Here is a 16679-nt window from a genome sequence, read left to right on the forward strand (position 1 = left end):
ATAGGAAACATATTATGTTGAATTGGGAAAACTCTTCCACCCCATCCACGGCACCCGGCCAGGCGGCGCTTCAGCCCTCCGCCAACGCCGCGCCCGCCAGGGTAGGCTCCGACACCGCCATACCCACGCCGGCAGCGGCGGCATCCGCGTCGGGCGACAGCTCGGGCCGGGTGCGTGCTGCCGACAAGCGCATCATCAATGGCCAGACCGATGTCAATCAACTGGTGCCGTTCAAATACAAATGGGCCTGGGAAAAATACCTGTCGACCTGCGCCAATCACTGGATGCCGCAAGAAATAAACATGTCGCGCGACATTGCCCTGTGGAAAAACCCCAACGGGCTGACCGAAGACGAACGCCGCATCATCAAGCGCAATCTGGGCTTCTTCGTCACGGCCGATTCGCTGGCCGCCAACAACATCGTGCTGGGTACATATAGGCACATTACCGCGCCTGAATGCCGCCAGTTCCTGTTGCGCCAGGCATTCGAAGAGGCCATCCACACCCACGCCTATCAATACATAGTCGAAAGCCTGGATCTGGACGAATCGGAAATTTTCAACGCGTACAACGAAGTCGCTTCAATACGCGCCAAAGATGAATTCCTGATCCCGTTCATCAACGCCATTGCCGATCCAAACTTCAAAACAGGCACCCCCGAAACCGATCAAACCCTGCTTAAATCGCTCATCGTTTTTGCGTGCCTGATGGAAGGTTTGTTCTTTTATGTTGGTTTTACGCAAATTTTGGCATTGGGCCGTCAAAACAAAATGACAGGCGCCGCCGAGCAGTACATGTACATTTTGCGCGACGAATCCATGCACTGCAATTTCGGCATCGATCTGATCAACACGATCAAACTCGAGAACCCGCATTTGTGGACAAACGAGTTCCGCGAAGAAGTGCGCGATTTGTTCCGACGGGCTGTAGACCTTGAATATGCTTACGCTGAGGACACCATGCCGCGCGGAGTGCTCGGTTTGAATGCCTCGATGTTCAAATCATATTTGCGATTTATTGCCAATCGCCGATGCCAACAAATCGGTCTGGAACCGCTTTTTGCGCAAGAAGAAAATCCATTTCCATGGATGGCCGAGATGATCGACCTCAAGAAAGAACGCAACTTTTTCGAGACAAGAGTGATCGAATATCAAACCGGCGGAGCATTAAGCTGGGAATAATGCTTGGTATTGAGTGACTGCTTACGTTAGACTCTAGGCGTACGAAGTACAAAGTACTTTGTACGCTTGCGCCATTTGAGATGGGTCGCACCCTTTCCGTGGGGGCCATATCAAATGGGTGGATGTTTTGAACGACTCAATCTCAAGGAGTTTTATTATGGCAACAGCCAAAAAGGCGGCCAAAAAAACCGTCGCGAAAAAAGCAGCACCCGCAAAAAAAGTAGCAGTCAAAAAAGCAGCAGCGAAAAAAGCTCCTGCCAAAAAAGTAGCAGTCAAGAAAGTAGCAGCTAAAAAAGCAGTCGCCAAGAAAGCAGTCGCTAAAAAAGCACCGGCAAAAAAAGTAGCCGCTAAAAAAGCCCCTGCCAAAAAAGCTGCGGTCAAGAAAGTAGCAGCCAAGAAAGTGGCAGCTAAAAAACCAGCCGCCAAAAAAGCCCCGGCAAAAAAAGCCGCCGCTAAAAAGGCTCCTGCCAAAAAAGCTGCCGCTAAAAAACCAGCTGCCAAAAAGGCCGCTGCCAAGCCTGCCGCTAAAAAGGCTGCCCCTGCAGCCAAAAAGCCCAGCGTGAAAGCAGCAGCTAAAGTCAGCAAGGCAACAACTGCTGCACCAGCTGCCAAAAAAGTGATCAACCCGGTCGCTTCCTGGCCATTTCCTACGGGCGGTCGCCCGTAAGCCTGTAGGCACAGGCTCGAAAGTGCCAATTTGAAGAATATGGCTGTGGCTTGCGCCTTGAAGTACCGGCGCAGATCCAGCCCAGCCAATTGAACTGCCCGGCTTTGCCGGGCAGTTTTTTATGCTCCAAGGTTTTGAGTCATGCGACAATGGGCGTTCGTAAAACCCAAAGTAGCCACACCATGCTCAGCGACGCCCTGCACTTTATTATCAACATTGTTTTTACCCTGTTCGGAATCGCGCTGATTATCCGGGCCTGGATGTTCGCAATACGGCTGCACCCGTTCAATCCGTATTCGCAGGCGGTGCTGCGCCTGACCGACTGGCTGATACAGCCGATCCGCAAAATCGTCAGGCCCGGCAACCGGCTCGATTGGCCATGCCTGCTGGCAAGCTGGCTAACCGCCTTTGTCTTTTTGCTGCTCACCTGGATAGTACTGACAGGCCAGTTTCCTCCCGTCAGCAGCTTATTGCCGGCGGTTCTCGCCAGCCTGTTCACGCTGCTGAAATGGGCGCTTAACCTGGTGCTCTGGCTGACTCTGGTGCAAGCCATTTTATCGTGGGTCAATCCCCTGGCGCCGATCATGCCCGTGTTGCACACGCTGACAGCCCCCTTGCTCGACCCCATACGCCGCATGCTTCCCAATTTTGGGGGGCTCGATTTTTCCCCTCTGGTCCTGCTCGTCCTGGCGCAAATAGGCATGGTCTTCCTGGAACATCTTTCCTTCTCGCTGTTTGGCGTCTAAAGCATTTTGGATTTAAGTAGTCGGCACTGAACGCGTTTCAGTCATGTGTTTGAGCCGTTTAGGTTTGAGCAATGGCTTGGGGCTGTGTTGTCTTGTGGGCGCGATCGTATCTCTATAAAGACGCCGCAGGGTGGGCGGTGCTGTGTAGTCCGGCACGTCCAGCGGTCGGCTAGCTGCGCTAGCCGACTACCCGGGTCTGCCTCGTCCAGGCGGGCGTCGGGCCAACTCGCAGTGCCTCGCGCGCGAGGCACTGCTCAAACAGGGCCCGCCGAAAGCCCCCGCCTTCCCTTCGTCAGCACCCGGCGCTGGACTACCGCCGGACTACACAGCACCGCCCACCCTGCGGCTTGCGTTGAGGAAATGCATCGAGAGAAGCGTTGGGGGCATGCACCGAGGGAAACATGCACCGAGAGAAACGTTGAGATCATGCATCGAGGTATACATTGATGCCGGCAAGTTGATTCCAGGCAAGCCCTAACGCGAGCCGTCTATCGGGGCTTGGGGTCAGGACCGGCGTAAGGCGTGCGCCGGATGCTACCGTAGGGAAGGCGGGGGCTTTCGGCGGGCCATGTTTGAGCGTAGCCGCGCCAGCGGCGTAGCGAGTTTGGCCCGACGCCCGCCTGGACGAGGTAGATCCGGATCCAGCACGCCGTGCCGGCCCTGACCCCAAGCCCCGATAGACGGCGTCTTCAAATACCAAAGCTACCCACCCATCGAATCCCGTAAACAACTCGAACCAAAAATGCACCAAGCATCGGATCCCGAACCATCCCGGCTTGATACCTCGGCGCCAAAGTGCTCAACAAAATGCAAGAAAGCCCACAAGGGGCTCTCTTACAGAATCAGGCAAATTAGCCTACGCATGTCGATTGCGCGCATGCTTGCCCGCATTGATGCAGCTTACACCAAGAGTCGATGCCCGCACTGCCTACATAGGCACGACACGGGTTGGGCCATTGCCGCTGATCATGCGCACGCGCTGACCGGCGGAAAGAGGAACATCGGCCGCCTGGGCCACGACACGAGTTTCGCCGTTATCCAGCCGCACGGTGATTTCCAGCCCCTGGGTCCTTCCAGCCTGGTTTTCCACGGCATTGCCCGCCAACCCGCCCAAGATGGCGCCGCCGACCGTTGCCAATACATTGCCGCCGCCACGGCCGATAGTGCTGCCCACCACGCCGCCCAATGCGCCTCCGGCCAGCATGCCGGCACCGCTGCTCTGCCCCTGCTGGATAATGACCGGACGCACCGACTCTACCGTCCCGGTGCGCACAACCTGCTCGCGCTGCGCCTCGCCGTAGCTATAGACCGAGCTGGACGCCGTATCGTTGGCACAACCGGCCAACATCGCCAGGGAGCCCGCCAGAGCCAGCGCAGCAAGGGTCCGGTTTTTACGCAAGCCGGCAAACGATAAACTGACAGGATTCATGAAACTGCTCCCTAGTAAGCCACCGCCACCCCTGCTCTGCGCAAGGGCACACCCGATCCGGGTGTTATTTGAAAAGCGGCAAGAACAAAATTTAAAACCCGAACGACACACGGCAATTCCGCGGATCGCCAGGCAAACGCTCAAGCCTGACCGGCCTGATCGAGCAAATCGAGCGCGTAATGCTGTTTGAGGGCAGCGCTGATTTCACCGCGGCTCGGGTGATGGTTTTGCGGCCCGCGTGAAGCAATTTTAAAAGCGCCCATCACATTCGCCAAGCGGCACGCATCGGCCAGGCCCCACTGCTGCGTCAGCCCATAGAGCAGGCCAGCCCGGTGCGCGTCGCCGCAGCCGGTGGGGTCGACGATATTTTCCACCTTGACCGGCTCAATGGCCGTTTCGGCACCGTTGGAGTAAAGCGTGGCGCCTTCACCACCGCGCGTCACCACAACAGCCTGCAAGGACCGGGCGATTTCCTGCATGCTGCGCCCGGTTCGCTGTTGCACTACGCTGGCTTCGTAATCATTGGCAGTGAGGATCTGCGCCATCTCGAGCATCTGCGTGATATCTTCCCCCGAAAACAAAGGCATGGCCTGACCCAGGTCGAAAATAAAGGGAATGCCGCTGGCCTTGAGCCGTCGAGCGTGGGCAAACATGCCTTCTTTGGCATCGGGCGCCACAATCCCCCACGAGGCCCTGGTGCTGCCCCAATCGTTTTCCGCCGAACGCACCATGGCCCCCGGATGAAAGGAAGCGATCTGATTGTTGTCCAGATCCGTCGTGATAAAACACTGCGGAGTAAACATATCGGGGATGACCCGAATCAAGCTCGTATCTATGCCCAGGCGTTTCATATACGCCAGGTAATCGGCCGCATCGCCGCCCACGGTACCCACCGGCATGGGGTGCCCACCCAGCAGTTGCAGGTTGTAGGCGATGTTTCCGGCGCAACCGCCATATTCCTTGCGCATGGTCGGTACAAAAAACGAGACGCTCAGCGACTGTATGCTGTCGGCCAGAATATGTTCTTTGAAATGCCCCTCGAACACGGCAATCGTATCGAAGGCAACCGAACCGCATACTAAAACCTTTGCAGACATCCTGATCCTTTAAGGAAAAAATTTACCGAGCTGAAATCCATTAACCTTCACGCCCGCCACCGTAATCGGCACCGTGGCGACGATTTCACCATGAGCGGCAAATGGCCCTTCCAGGAGTTTTGCCGTCAGATAACTTTTCGGAGGCAGGTTCTTCCTGGCGACGACCACGCCCGAAAAATCGACCAGATCCAGTGTAAGGGTCGGCCATTCCTGCGGCTTGTCATAATTGTTGCGCAAGGTAAGCTGCAAGGTCATTTGACTGGTGTCCTTGTCCGCACCGGCACCCTTGGGGCCCGCGCGCAAGGATGAATTCATGATCGAAATGAGCAGAATGCGGCGCGAATACGGAATATCGCACTTAAGCGACGCGCAGGCTTTGGTCAGAATCGGCCGCAGGGCCGGTGAATGGTTGGCAATGTTCGCCCGATACACGTACACCACCTGGGCCAGCAGCACCGCCAGAGCCATCAGGCACAGCGCCCCCCAGAACACTCTCGCGAAACCATGACGGCGCTCGTACCGTTCGTCCAGAAAGGCGGGCAAAGGCAGTTGGTCTTCATCGGCCCGACGCGGCTCGATATAAATTTCCGGCGCATCGGGGGCCGGCTCGCCGCCGACATAAAACGAGGCAGGGCTCGGTTCTGCTTCACGCTGCTCTGTGTGCCGCGGCACACTCAAGACGGGTTCGGCACGCAGCCGCAACGGCACGGTGCGCGTCGAGGAAATCGTAAACGCGGGAGCAGCGGGCGGAGCATCTGGCGCATTCGATACCGTTGGCGCGGAAGGCAGCGGACGCGTCTCTGGCGCCTGCGCCGAACGTTGGCGTACAACGCTGGGCTCAGGCGCGGAAGGGGGCGCGGCGCCCGCGGACGAGCCATCGCCCGACACGACGGCTTCGTACCCATCGAAAATGTGGGCGCAACTGACACAGCGGATGTAGCCCTTGCGCAACTGCAATTGTTCCAGGCTGGCTGGAAAAACCGAACCGCATCGAGGACATTGTGTGCTTAAGTCCATAAGGCAAATCTATCGTTAATTGCGCTGTCCGCACAAACAAACCCAACCGTCGCGTGCGCGCCATACACTCATGGCAAGCCAGGGCGCATAAGCCATGGCCACCTCGTCAGCCTGCCGCTCCAGGACACCCGACAAGATCAGCCGCCCGCCCGGAGCAACCCGGTTGGACAACATGGGCGCCAGCACTTTCAGCGGGTTGGACAAAATATTGGCCACGACCAGTTGCAATTGGCCCGCCGGAAGCTGGTTTGGCAGCAAGGCATCCAGAACAACCTGATTTACTTCTGCATTGTACCGAGTTGATTGCACAGCCTGCTCGTCGATATCGACGGCCCACGTGTTGCCCGCCCCCAGCATTTTGGCGGCGATCGCCAAAATGCCGGACCCGCAGCCATAGTCGAGCACCGTTTCGCCGCCTTGCAGATGCTCGGCCAGCCACTCCAGGCACAGATGGGTCGTTGGATGGCTGCCGGTCCCGAAAGCCAGACCCGGATCCAGCTCAATATGAATCGAGCCCTGCCCTGCGCTGGCCGACGCCCCTTCGGCCAGCACGGGTACACGAGGGTCGTCGCGATGCCAGCTGGGCACGATCCAGATCCGTTCTCCGATCTGGATTGGCCCGAACTGCGCCTGAGTGATCCGCACCCAATCCGCATCCGGGACTTCGCGCACCGACCAGCCGGCCGCTGCTTGAACTCCAGCCTCGGCACTCGCCTGCTCCAGAATCTGGCCAGGGTCCGCGCCATCGGGCAACAGGGCGACCACGCGATTGCGCTGCCACGCCTGTATCTCGGGTTCGGTACCCGGCTCGCCGAACAAGGGCTGTTCCGCGTCGGTATCGCTATCGGCGTCCTCTACCGAGACCGACAGCACACCTGCGTCGAGCAAGGCATCCGACAGCGCCTCGGCCTGGGCTTCCAGGCAACTTAGGACGAGTTCACGCATGATCTTTTCCGTTAAAAAACAGGGGCACGCCCCTGTCTGGCCCGCCTCGGTATCGCAGATCAGGGACGCTGCGAAAGCTTGTGCTCGAGGTAGTGGATGCTTGTGCCGCCTTCGACGAAACGGGCATCCTGCATCAGCTCGCGGTGCAGAGGGATGTTGGTCACTATGCCTTCGACCACCATTTCAGACAGAGCGATTTCCATGCGTGCAATGGCCTGCTGGCGCGTGTCCCCGTAGGTAATAAGCTTGGCAATCATGGAGTCGTAGTTCGGCGGCACCACATAGCCGCTGAACACATGGGAATCCATGCGCACGCCAGGACCGCCCGGCGTATGCCAGTTGGTGATGCGCCCCGGGCTGGGCGTAAATTTGAAGGGATCCTCGGCATTGATGCGGCATTCGATGGCGTGGCCCTTGATCTGGATATCGCGCTGGCGCAACGTAAACTTTTCGCCGGCGGCAATCAGGATCTGCTGCTGCACCAGATCGATCCCGGTAATCATTTCGGTAACCGTATGTTCGACCTGGATCCGGGTATTCATTTCAATGAAATAAAACTCGCCGTCCTCGTACAGGAACTCGAAGGTGCCGGCGCCGCGATAGCCAATTTTGCGGCACGCCTCGGAGCAACGCTCGCCGATGCGTTCGATAAGGCGCCGCGCGATACCCGGCGCGGGAGCCTCTTCGATGACTTTCTGGTGGCGGCGCTGCATGGAACAATCGCGCTCGCCCAGCCAGACGGCATTGCGCCCGCCGTCGGCAAGTACCTGGATTTCCACATGGCGCGGGTTTTCGAGGAACTTCTCCATATAGACTTCGGGATTATTGAACGCCGCGCCAGCCTCGGATTTCGTCATGGTGACGGCGTTCAGCAAAGCCGCCTCGGTATACACCACCCGCATGCCCCGGCCGCCGCCGCCGCCCGAAGCCTTGATGATCACCGGGTACCCGACTTCACGGCCCAGGCGCATGATTTCCTGGGGATCGTCCGGCAAAGCGCCCGGCGACCCCGGCACGACCGGTACACCGGCCTCGATCATGGCTTTCTTGGCGCTTACTTTATCGCCCATAAGGCGAATCGATTCGGGGCGCGGGCCGATAAATACAAAGCCGCTTTTTTCGACGCGATCGGCAAAATCGGCGTTTTCGGACAGGAAACCGTAGCCGGGATGGATTGCTTCGGCATCCGTGACTTCGGCTGCCGAAATCAGCGCCGGCATATTCAGGTAACTGTCGCGAGCCGCGGCAGGCCCTATGCAAACCGATTCATCGGCTAAACGCACATACTTGGCATCGCGATCGACATCGGAGTGCACCACCACCGTTTTAATACCGAGTTCGCGGCAGGCGCGCTGGATGCGCAAGGCGATTTCACCACGATTGGCAATGAGAATTTTTTCAAACATTGATGATCAGCCGATAACAAACAGGGGTTGACCGTATTCAACGGGCTCGCCATTTTCCACCAGGATTTCTTTAATCACGCCGGACTTGTCCGCCTCGATTTCGTTCAGCAGCTTCATGGCCTCGATGATGCACAAAGGCTCGCCCTCTTTGACGGTCTGGCCCAATTCGATAAACGGCGAGGCGCCTGGATTGGGAGCGCGGTAGAAGGTTCCCACCATCGGGGCCTTGACCACATGCCCTTGAGGGGCGGCCGGGGCAGCCGGCGCTGCGGCAGGCGCAGGCGGCGCGGCAGGCGCTTCGTAGGCAACAGGAACGGGCTGCACCGTTTGGGAGAATTTGACGATTCTTACCTTGCCCTCGCCCTCGGTGATCTCGAGTTCGGCAATGCCTGATTCTGCAACCAGATCGATCAGGGTTTTTAGTTTTCTAAGGTCCATACAAACTTCCCATGACATTACTCTGCGGCTGTAATGCAGAGTCAACGTTGATGATTAAAAAGACAGGCTGTATTGCCCCATGCGCTAATTGCACAGGGCGTAGCGTAATGCTGCTTCGTACCCAAAAGAACCCAGCCCGACAATCACTCCCTGCGCCGTATCGGACAAATAAGAGTGATGGCGAAACGACTCCCGCTTGTGTACATTCGACAAATGCACTTCCACGAACGGAATTGCGACCGCGGCCAGGGCATCTCGCAGTGCCACACTGGTATGAGTGTACGCCGCGGCATTAATAATGATGAAATCGATATGATCCTGGCGGGCCTTTTGAATACGGTCTACCAGCTCGCCTTCGTGATTGCTTTGAAATACGCTGCAACTCGCCCCGGCCTGGCTGGCCAATTGCCGCAAATTTGCATTGATGTCATCCAGAGTCTGGCGGCCATAAACCTCGGGCTCGCGCGTACCGAGCAAGTTAAGGTTAGGACCATGCAGAACCAGGATTTGTTGCGCCATAACGAAGGTTTCTATTACTGACAGAACGCTTTTTTACGCTAAAAAGCGTTATTTGTCCATTAAATACAGATAATTTACAAAAAGAATTGTCGCGGCGGTGTCGTCGCGGATGTCGTTTTCGCGGTATTGCAGGGGCGAAGCAGGCTTGCATCCGAAAGCCGCAAGCCCTGCGCGCAAAGAGCTAGGCCGAAAGGCCTTGCACGACTTGCTCGAACTCCTTGGCCTTGATTTGCCCAAGAATCCGTTTGACCTCACGGCCTTTGGCGTCGAAAACCACGGTAAACGGCAAGCCGCCCGCCTGATTTCCCAAGTCGCGCATCAATTGTATACCCTCGTGGCCGGCCACCAACAAGGGGTAGGATACCCGCACTTTTTGCACAAAAGACTGAATATTGCTGGCAGTATCGACGCCTATACCCAGGAATTGCACTGATGGGTATTTTTTATGCAAAGCCTCGAAGTCGGGCATTTCCTTGACGCAAGGGGGGCACCAGCTTGCCCAGAAGTTGACGACCACCGGCTTGCCTTGCCACCTGGACAGGGCAATGGCGGTACCGTCGGGATCGGGGAGCGTCTGCGCAAACAAAGGGACCGGGCCGAACGTGTCGGCCAGCGCCGCACCTTGCAGGCCGCCGGCCGCGGCCGCCCCGGCCAATATTGCCGCATGGCGTAAAAAAACGCGCCGTTTCATCATTATCTTTTCAATGGGTGATTCCTAGCCTGGTAATCATAGCACCACGCCCGCCGGAAAGAACGGCGCACCCTTTACAATAGCGGCTGGAGGATCCTTATGCACCTACACATTCTGGGTATTTGCGGCACATTCATGGGTGGCCTGGCACTGATCGCGCGCGCCGCGGGCCATACCGTTACCGGCTGCGACGCGGGAGTCTATCCCCCCATGAGCACCCAGCTAGAAGAGCAGGGCATCCGGCTCATCGAGGGATTCGACGCCGCCCAGACCGGCCTGCGGCCCGATCTGTTCATTATCGGCAACGTGGTCACACGCGGCAACCCGCTGATGGAAGCCATTCTCGACCAGGGCCTGCCCTACACCTCCGGGCCGCAATGGCTGGGCGAACAGGTACTGCGAGGCCAGCATGTACTGGCCGTCGCCGGAACCCATGGAAAAACCACGACCAGCTCGATGCTTGCCTGGATACTGGAACACGCCGGGCAGGCCCCCAACTTCCTGATTGGCGGCATCGCCAGCGATCTCAAGGTGTCGGCCCGCTACCAGCCCGCGCAAGCCCTGTTCGTCATCGAGGCCGATGAATACGACACGGCATTTTTCGACAAACGCTCCAAGTTCGTTCACTATCGTCCACGCACCGCGATTCTGAACAATCTTGAATATGATCATGCCGATATTTTTCCCGATCTGCACGCTATAGAGACTCAATTCCACCATCTGGTACGAACCATCCCGACACGAGGATGCATAGTGCGTCCCGATTTGTCCGAGGCGCTCGACCGTGTGCTGGCACGCGGCTGCTGGACGCCGGTGGTGCGTTTTGGCGGACATGGCCAATGGCAGGCCATCGCCAACAGCGAGGCAAGCCACTTCGATGTGGTGCGCGACCAAAAGGCCGTCGGCACCATCACATGGAACCTGACGGGCGAACATAACCGCATGAACGCCCTGGCAGCCATGGCGGCCGCCGAACATGTCGGCGTGCCCGTTGGCAGCAGCCTGGAGGCGCTCTCGGCGTTCGGCGGCGTGAAACGGCGCATGGAATTACGCGGCACGATCCGGCAGATTGCCGTCTACGACGACTTTGCCCATCACCCCACCGCCATCGCCACCACGCTGGAAGGCCTGCGCAAACAGGTTGGCGACAAGCGCATTCTGGCCGTCATCGAACCACGCTCCAACACCATGAAGCTCGGAACCATGGCAGCCAGGCTCCCGGCCGCACTGAAGCAGGCCGATCAGGTATTCTGTTTCGGCGCCACTCAGGGCAAACATGCCCTGGGATGGGATCCCAAACAGGTTTTGGCCCCCCTGGGCCACCGTGCCGCCGCGTACGACGATCTCGACGCAATGATCACGGCCATCGGCGCCGCCGCCCGCCCCGGCGACTCAATCCTGGTCATGAGCAATGGCGGATTCGGCGGCATCCATCAAAAGCTTCTGGATCGCCTGTGATCCATGCACGAGGTGCCTCATGATTCTCTATCTGCACGGTTTTCGTTCCTCGCCCAAATCACTCAAGGCCCACCTGTTGGCGCAGGCCATGCAAGAACGCGGCCTGGCCGGCGAATGGATATGCCCGCAACTGCCATCCAGTCCCGCGCGCGCGCTGGCCCAGGCACATCACCTTATTGAACTGGCGCAAAAAGAACAGGCCCTGGACGCAAGCCGCCAACTGACCCTGATCGGATCATCGCTGGGCGGCTATTACGCCACCTGTCTGGCCGAATACTGGAAATGCCGAGCAGTCGTGCTCAATCCGGTGATCTATGCCTCACGCGACCTGGCTACCCAGGTCGGCACGCACACGCTTTACCATTCAGGCGATCCTTTTATCTTCTTGCCCGAGTATGTCGACGAGCTGGCCGAAATGGCCGTGGGCAAGCCGGCCCATCCGGAACGCTACTATCTGCTTGCGGCTACCGGCGACGAAGTGCTGGACTGGCACGAAATGGCCGATTGGTACGCCGGTTGCCAGGGCCATGTCATTGAAGGCAGCGATCACGGAATTTCCGATTTTGGGCGGTGGCTGCCCCAAGTCCTTGATTTCGCACTTGACCGCTCCTGATTACCTTTCACCTTAAGCACGCGGATCAGCGTGCAGCTATGGATCACCATGTACGTTCTTTATGAAGACAGCGGAAATTTCAAGGCGGAAAAGATTTTTTCGCAAGGCGACTCAAGTCTGCAAGTCGAGTCCGAATCGGGCAAACGCAGCAAAATAAAAGCCGCCACCGTACTATTCCAATTCGAGCAGCCCAGCCCGGCCGCCCTGCTCGAACAGGCACAAGCGCTTGCCGCCACCCTGGAGATCGACTTTCTATGGGAATGCGCCCCCCAGGAAGAATTCGAAGCCTCTCATTTCGCCGAAGATTACTTCGGACATACTCCCAGCTCCATCGAAAAAGCCGCCCTTATTTTTGCCTTGAACAGCGCCCCGGCCTATTTTCATCGGCGCGGCAAGGGGCACTACCGGCCTGCCCCGCCTGACATCCTGGCAGCCGCCCTGGCCGCCATCGAAAAAAAACAGAAACAGGCCGCACAACAGCAGGAGTGGACCGACCAGCTGGTGGCGGGAACGCTGCCCGGCCCGATTGCCGAAATCGCCGATACCCTGCTCACCAGGCCCGACAAAAACACCCTGCAATGGAAAGCCTTCGAAGCAGCGCTCGCGCAGCTTCAAATCAGTCCGGAACGGCTGTTGCTCAAGCTTGGCGCCTGGCCCCACCCCCTGGCCCTGCATCAGCATCGATTTTTATCGGCCCATTTTCCCAAAGGCACCGGGTTCGCGCCGATCGACCTGCCTGAAATCGGCACCGACCTGCCATTGAGCGCCGTGGAGGCCTATTCGGTCGACGATACCAGCACCACTGAAATCGACGACGCCCTGTCCATTGAAAACATCGATGAAACAACGGTGCGCGTGGGAATCCACATAGCCGCACCGGGCCTGGCCATCACCCGCGGCAGCGAACTGGACAAGCTGGCCCGTGCGCGCATGTCGACCGTTTATTTTCCGGGCCAGAAAATCCCCATGCTGCCCGACGAGCTGATCCAGGCCTTCTCGCTCAACGCCGGCGAGCCCAGGCCCGCCCTGTCCCTGTACGTAACGGCCAGGCTCGACACGGGCGAGATCCTGTCGTCCGAGACGCGACTCGAACGCATACAGGTCCGTGAGAATCTGCGGCACAATCTGCTTGACGAGCTCATCACCGAAGAAGCCCTGAACGATCCTCAAGCCGCGCTGCCGCATGCGCATTGGCTGCGCCCCCTGTGGCAACTTGCCCAACGCCTGAGCGCCCAGCGCGACCTGGTGCGCGGCAAGCCCGAAAACAATAATCGCGTCGAATATTCGTTTTATCTGGAAGGGTCCCCCCACGATCCCGATACCCCTGTGCAGCTTGTTCCGCGCAAGCGCAATGCCCCGCTGGACAGGCTGGTCGCCGAATACATGATACTGACCAATAATATCTGGGGCGGCTTGCTGGCAGGGCATGGCGTACCGGGCATTTATCGCTCCCAGCAGGCGGGGCGCGTACGCATGTCCACCCAGGCCTTGCCCCACGAAGCCATCGGGGTTCCGCAGTATGCGTGGTCCACCTCTCCTTTGCGGCGCTATGTCGATCTGGTCAATCAGTGGCAAATTCTGGCCGCTGCCGAGCATGGGGTTTCGGCGCGCCTGGTCGCTCCCTTCAAGCCCAAGGAGGCCGATTTATTCGCCATTATCGGCGCGTTCGACGCCCAGTACGCCACCTGGAACGAATTCCAGAATGCGATGGAGCGCTACTGGTGCCTGCGCTGGCTGCAGCAACAAGGATTGCGCACCGTACAGGCCAGCGTCCTGCGCGAAGATCTGGTACGGTTGTGTTGTGCGCCGTTTGTCGCCCGTATTCCAGCCTTGCCGGAATTGGAACGAGGGCAGATCATCAATCTGGAAATTCTCGGGTTTGACGAACTTGCCCTCGAACTGGATTGCCGCTACCTGGACACCGTTACGGCATAAATCATTTCAACTCATCAACTGGGACTTCAAGAAGTGGCCAGCATTCCAGCTTCCCTGCTGCTTTTGTCCGAGCCGGCCCAACCGCGCAACGACTATCTGCGCCTAGGAATACTGTTGTCCGTGTGCATACACGCGGCCGTGCTGGCCATCCATTTTTCGGCGCCCACGCAAACCGCCGCCCAGTCCAGCACTCTCGAAGTCACGCTCGTGAACGCCAGGACCGAATCGGCGCCGGCCCAGGCAAAACTGCTGGCGCAAAACCAGATCAATGGCGGCGGCCAAGCCGAAGCCGGCTACGCGGCATCGCCGCTGCCCCGCACTGCCGATGAGTCGGCCGACCAGATCGTCCTGGCCGCCCTGCACAAACGCCAGGAAGAGCTCGAGGCCGAGCAACAGCAGCTCTACACCCAGCTGGAGTCCAGGCAGAAAGCCCGCTCGGCACGCAAGAACCCCGATCTGTTCCAGCAATCGACCGACCCCGGAATAGATGAACGCTATCAGGAAAGCCTGGTCCTGAATGCCCAGATCAGTGCCCTCAAAGAACGCATCGACCGGTATAACGCCCAGCCTCGGCAACAGTTCGCGGGCCCCTCCGCCGCCGCGGCCGACTATGCCGAATACGTGGAAGCGTGGCGCAAGAAAATCGAACTGCTCGGCACCGAGCATTATCCGGCGCAGGCCCGTGGAAAAATCCACGGCAAACTGCAGCTAACGGTATATATTAAGAAAGATGGTCAATTGGCACGCATCGAAATCAATCAGCCTTCCGAATACGCCGTACTCAATTTGGCGGCGGAACGCATCGTACAGCTTGCCGCCCCCTTTGCCCCACTGCCGCCAGCCGTGGCCAGGCACACCGATGTGCTTGCCATTACCCGCACCTGGCACTTCATCGACAACCAGCTCGACACACAAACGCCGTGACTTCAGCCACATCAAAACCCCGCTACGCCGTCATCGGCAATCCCATCGAGCACAGCCGCTCGCCGTTCATACACGAGCAGTTCGCCCGACAAACGGGCATTGCGCTGGAGTACAGCCGGATCAAAGCCCCGCTCGACGATTTCCCCGGCGCCGTCCATGAATTTTTTTCCACGGGAGGGCAAGGGCTGAACGTCACTTTGCCGTTCAAGGAAATTGCCTGCACCCTTGCCGCCGGCCACCTCAGTGAGCGGGCCAGACTGGCTGGCGCGGTCAATACCCTGTGGATGGCCCAAGGCCACCTGCACGGCTGCAATACCGACGGCATCGGACTCGTCAGCGATATCCACAGGCTCGGCATCGCGCTCCAGGATAAAAAAATATTGCTGATCGGCGCCGGAGGCGCGGCCAAAGGCGCGGCGCTCCCCCTGCTGAACGAACAATGCTCTCAACTGCACATCGTCAACCGTACCGCACCACGCGCGCAGGAACTGCGAACACGAATCATCGCGCATGCGCCGGCATTTGCCGGGCAACTCTCGGCCGGCGCGCTGGATACCATCACCGGCCAGTGGGATATCGTCATCAACGCCACCTCCAGCAGCCTGGGAACGGATCCGCTCGAACTGCCCGACGCGCTCTACGCAGACCAGGCCCTGGCATATGACATGATGTACGCCGCCCAGCCCACCGCCTTCCTGCGGCAGGCCCGCAGCCAGGGTGCGGCGCAGCTGGCCGATGGGCTGGGCATGCTGGTCGGCCAGGCCGCGGCCAGCTTCGCCATCTGGCACCACGTGCAGCCCGATGCCGCACCCGTGCTGGACGCACTGCGGCAACAGCTGCAACACGACTGACTCTCATGCCCGCCCGCAAGCGAACCGGAAAAAAGCTGCTCGGCACCGTGCTGCTTGTTGGCATGGGAGCCATGCTGCTTTATCAATTCGGCCTGTTTGTCATGATTGTCTGGTTCAATTTTCGCAATCCGGACACCAGCGCATTCATGACGGCCACCCTGACCGAGCTGAGGTCCACGGACCCGAAAGCCGCGCTCGACCATCAATGGGTCCCATACAGCCAGATCAATACCTCGCTCAAGCGCGCCGTAATTGCTTCCGAGGACGCCAACTTCACCGACCACGATGGAGTCGAATGGGACGCCATCCGCAAAGCCTGGCAATACAACCTGAGGCAGGCCGAACAGGGCAAAAGCAAAATGCGCGGCGGCTCGACCATCACTCAGCAGCTTGCCAAAAACCTGTTCCTGTCGAGTTCGCGCTCGTATCTGCGCAAAGCCCAGGAACTTGCGCTTGCCTATATGATCGAACTGGTCATGAGCAAAGAGCGCATACTTGAACTGTATCTGAACATCGCTCAGTGGGGCGGCAATGTTTTCGGCGCTCAGGCAGCCGCCAGGCATTATTTTCATGTAAATGCGGCGCAGCTCAACCGCTACCAGTCCGCCAAGCTTGCTGCCATGCTGCCCAACCCGGCGTATTATGACGGTCATCGCGATACCGCCTATCTGCGGTCTCGTGCCTTTACAATTGAAAAACGCATGCGCCTGGTCGATCTGCCCGATCTGCCCTGATTGCGTCATGCGTTCGTTCCGTTCACTT

General features: G+C 58.6%; 17 protein-coding genes. 9 read left to right on the top strand and 8 right to left on the bottom strand.

Annotated elements, in window-relative coordinates; genetic code table 11:
• The first annotated feature begins 14 nt into the window (after positions 1–14).
• The 3 genes from LSG25_RS11890 (at position 15) to LSG25_RS11900 (ending at position 2594) form a co-directional block, all read left to right on the top strand.
• Entirely contained in the window at positions 15–1181 is a 1167-nt protein-coding gene (locus tag LSG25_RS11890) for a ribonucleotide-diphosphate reductase subunit beta (protein ID WP_232741145.1), read from the top strand.
• A gap of 157 nt (positions 1182–1338) precedes the next feature.
• A complete protein-coding gene (locus LSG25_RS11895; RefSeq protein ID WP_232741146.1) occupies positions 1339–1848 on the top strand; it encodes a histone H1-like DNA-binding protein in 510 nt (169 codons plus the stop codon).
• Between the two features lie 182 nt (positions 1849–2030).
• Positions 2031–2594 carry a YggT family protein gene (locus tag LSG25_RS11900; RefSeq protein WP_232741147.1) on the top strand — a complete coding sequence of 188 codons (564 nt, stop codon included), beginning with the start codon at positions 2031–2033 and terminating at the stop codon, positions 2592–2594.
• A gap of 928 nt (positions 2595–3522) precedes the next feature.
• Here LSG25_RS11900 and LSG25_RS11905 read toward each other — a convergent pair.
• From LSG25_RS11905 to LSG25_RS11940, 8 genes are all read right to left on the bottom strand, one after another.
• Positions 3523–4023, bottom strand: coding sequence for a glycine zipper 2TM domain-containing protein (locus tag LSG25_RS11905; RefSeq protein ID WP_232741148.1), 501 nt, complete (start codon positions 4021–4023; stop codon positions 3523–3525).
• A 140-nt stretch (positions 4024–4163) separates the two neighbouring features.
• On the bottom strand, positions 4164–5120 hold the full coding sequence (locus LSG25_RS11910; RefSeq protein WP_232741149.1) for a carbohydrate kinase family protein: 957 nt from the start codon (positions 5118–5120) through the stop codon (positions 4164–4166).
• Positions 5121–5129: 9 nt separating this feature from the next.
• Positions 5130–6137, bottom strand: coding sequence for a zinc-ribbon and DUF3426 domain-containing protein (locus LSG25_RS11915; protein ID WP_232741150.1), 1008 nt, complete (start codon positions 6135–6137; stop codon positions 5130–5132).
• Between the two features lie 15 nt (positions 6138–6152).
• The gene (gene prmA, locus LSG25_RS11920) at positions 6153–7082 is read right to left on the bottom strand and encodes a 50S ribosomal protein L11 methyltransferase (RefSeq protein WP_232741151.1); all 930 of its coding nucleotides are present in this window, start codon (positions 7080–7082) and stop codon (positions 6153–6155) included.
• A 59-nt stretch (positions 7083–7141) separates the two neighbouring features.
• Complete coding sequence (gene accC, locus LSG25_RS11925; RefSeq protein ID WP_232741152.1) at positions 7142–8488, bottom strand: acetyl-CoA carboxylase biotin carboxylase subunit; 1347 nt, start codon at positions 8486–8488, stop codon at positions 7142–7144.
• Between the two features lie 6 nt (positions 8489–8494).
• Positions 8495–8926 carry an acetyl-CoA carboxylase biotin carboxyl carrier protein gene (gene accB, locus LSG25_RS11930; protein ID WP_232741153.1) on the bottom strand — a complete coding sequence of 144 codons (432 nt, stop codon included), beginning with the start codon at positions 8924–8926 and terminating at the stop codon, positions 8495–8497.
• Between the two features lie 84 nt (positions 8927–9010).
• Positions 9011–9445 (bottom strand): type II 3-dehydroquinate dehydratase, encoded by a 435-nt coding sequence (gene aroQ / locus LSG25_RS11935; protein ID WP_232741154.1) that lies wholly within the window; start codon positions 9443–9445, stop codon positions 9011–9013.
• Positions 9446–9626: 181 nt separating this feature from the next.
• Entirely contained in the window at positions 9627–10136 is a 510-nt protein-coding gene (locus LSG25_RS11940; RefSeq protein WP_232744665.1) for a TlpA disulfide reductase family protein, read from the bottom strand.
• Between the two features lie 99 nt (positions 10137–10235).
• Here LSG25_RS11940 and mpl point away from each other — a divergent pair, with 99 nt between their 5' ends.
• From mpl to mtgA, 6 genes are read left to right on the top strand one after another with little or no spacing between them, the layout of a single operon-like run.
• On the top strand, positions 10236–11594 hold the full coding sequence (gene mpl / locus LSG25_RS11945; protein WP_232741155.1) for a UDP-N-acetylmuramate:L-alanyl-gamma-D-glutamyl-meso-diaminopimelate ligase: 1359 nt from the start codon (positions 10236–10238) through the stop codon (positions 11592–11594).
• Between the two features lie 19 nt (positions 11595–11613).
• A complete protein-coding gene (locus tag LSG25_RS11950; protein WP_232741156.1) occupies positions 11614–12207 on the top strand; it encodes a YqiA/YcfP family alpha/beta fold hydrolase in 594 nt (197 codons plus the stop codon).
• A 48-nt stretch (positions 12208–12255) separates the two neighbouring features.
• Positions 12256–14142, top strand: coding sequence for a ribonuclease catalytic domain-containing protein (locus LSG25_RS11955; protein WP_232741157.1), 1887 nt, complete (start codon positions 12256–12258; stop codon positions 14140–14142).
• A 42-nt stretch (positions 14143–14184) separates the two neighbouring features.
• Positions 14185–15066 carry an energy transducer TonB gene (locus tag LSG25_RS11960; RefSeq protein ID WP_370636009.1) on the top strand — a complete coding sequence of 294 codons (882 nt, stop codon included), beginning with the start codon at positions 14185–14187 and terminating at the stop codon, positions 15064–15066.
• Positions 15063–15917, top strand: coding sequence for a shikimate dehydrogenase (gene aroE / locus LSG25_RS11965; protein WP_232741159.1), 855 nt, complete (start codon positions 15063–15065; stop codon positions 15915–15917). Before LSG25_RS11960 ends, aroE begins: the two co-directional genes overlap by 4 nt.
• 5 nt (positions 15918–15922) lie before the next feature.
• The gene (gene mtgA / locus LSG25_RS11970; protein WP_232741160.1) at positions 15923–16651 is read left to right on the top strand and encodes a monofunctional biosynthetic peptidoglycan transglycosylase; all 729 of its coding nucleotides are present in this window, start codon (positions 15923–15925) and stop codon (positions 16649–16651) included.
• Positions 16652–16679 lie beyond the last annotated feature (28 nt).

Origin of the sequence: Paralcaligenes sp. KSB-10, from assembly GCF_021266465.1 — a bacterium.
In the GTDB taxonomy this organism is placed as follows: Bacteria; Pseudomonadota; Gammaproteobacteria; order Burkholderiales; family Burkholderiaceae_B.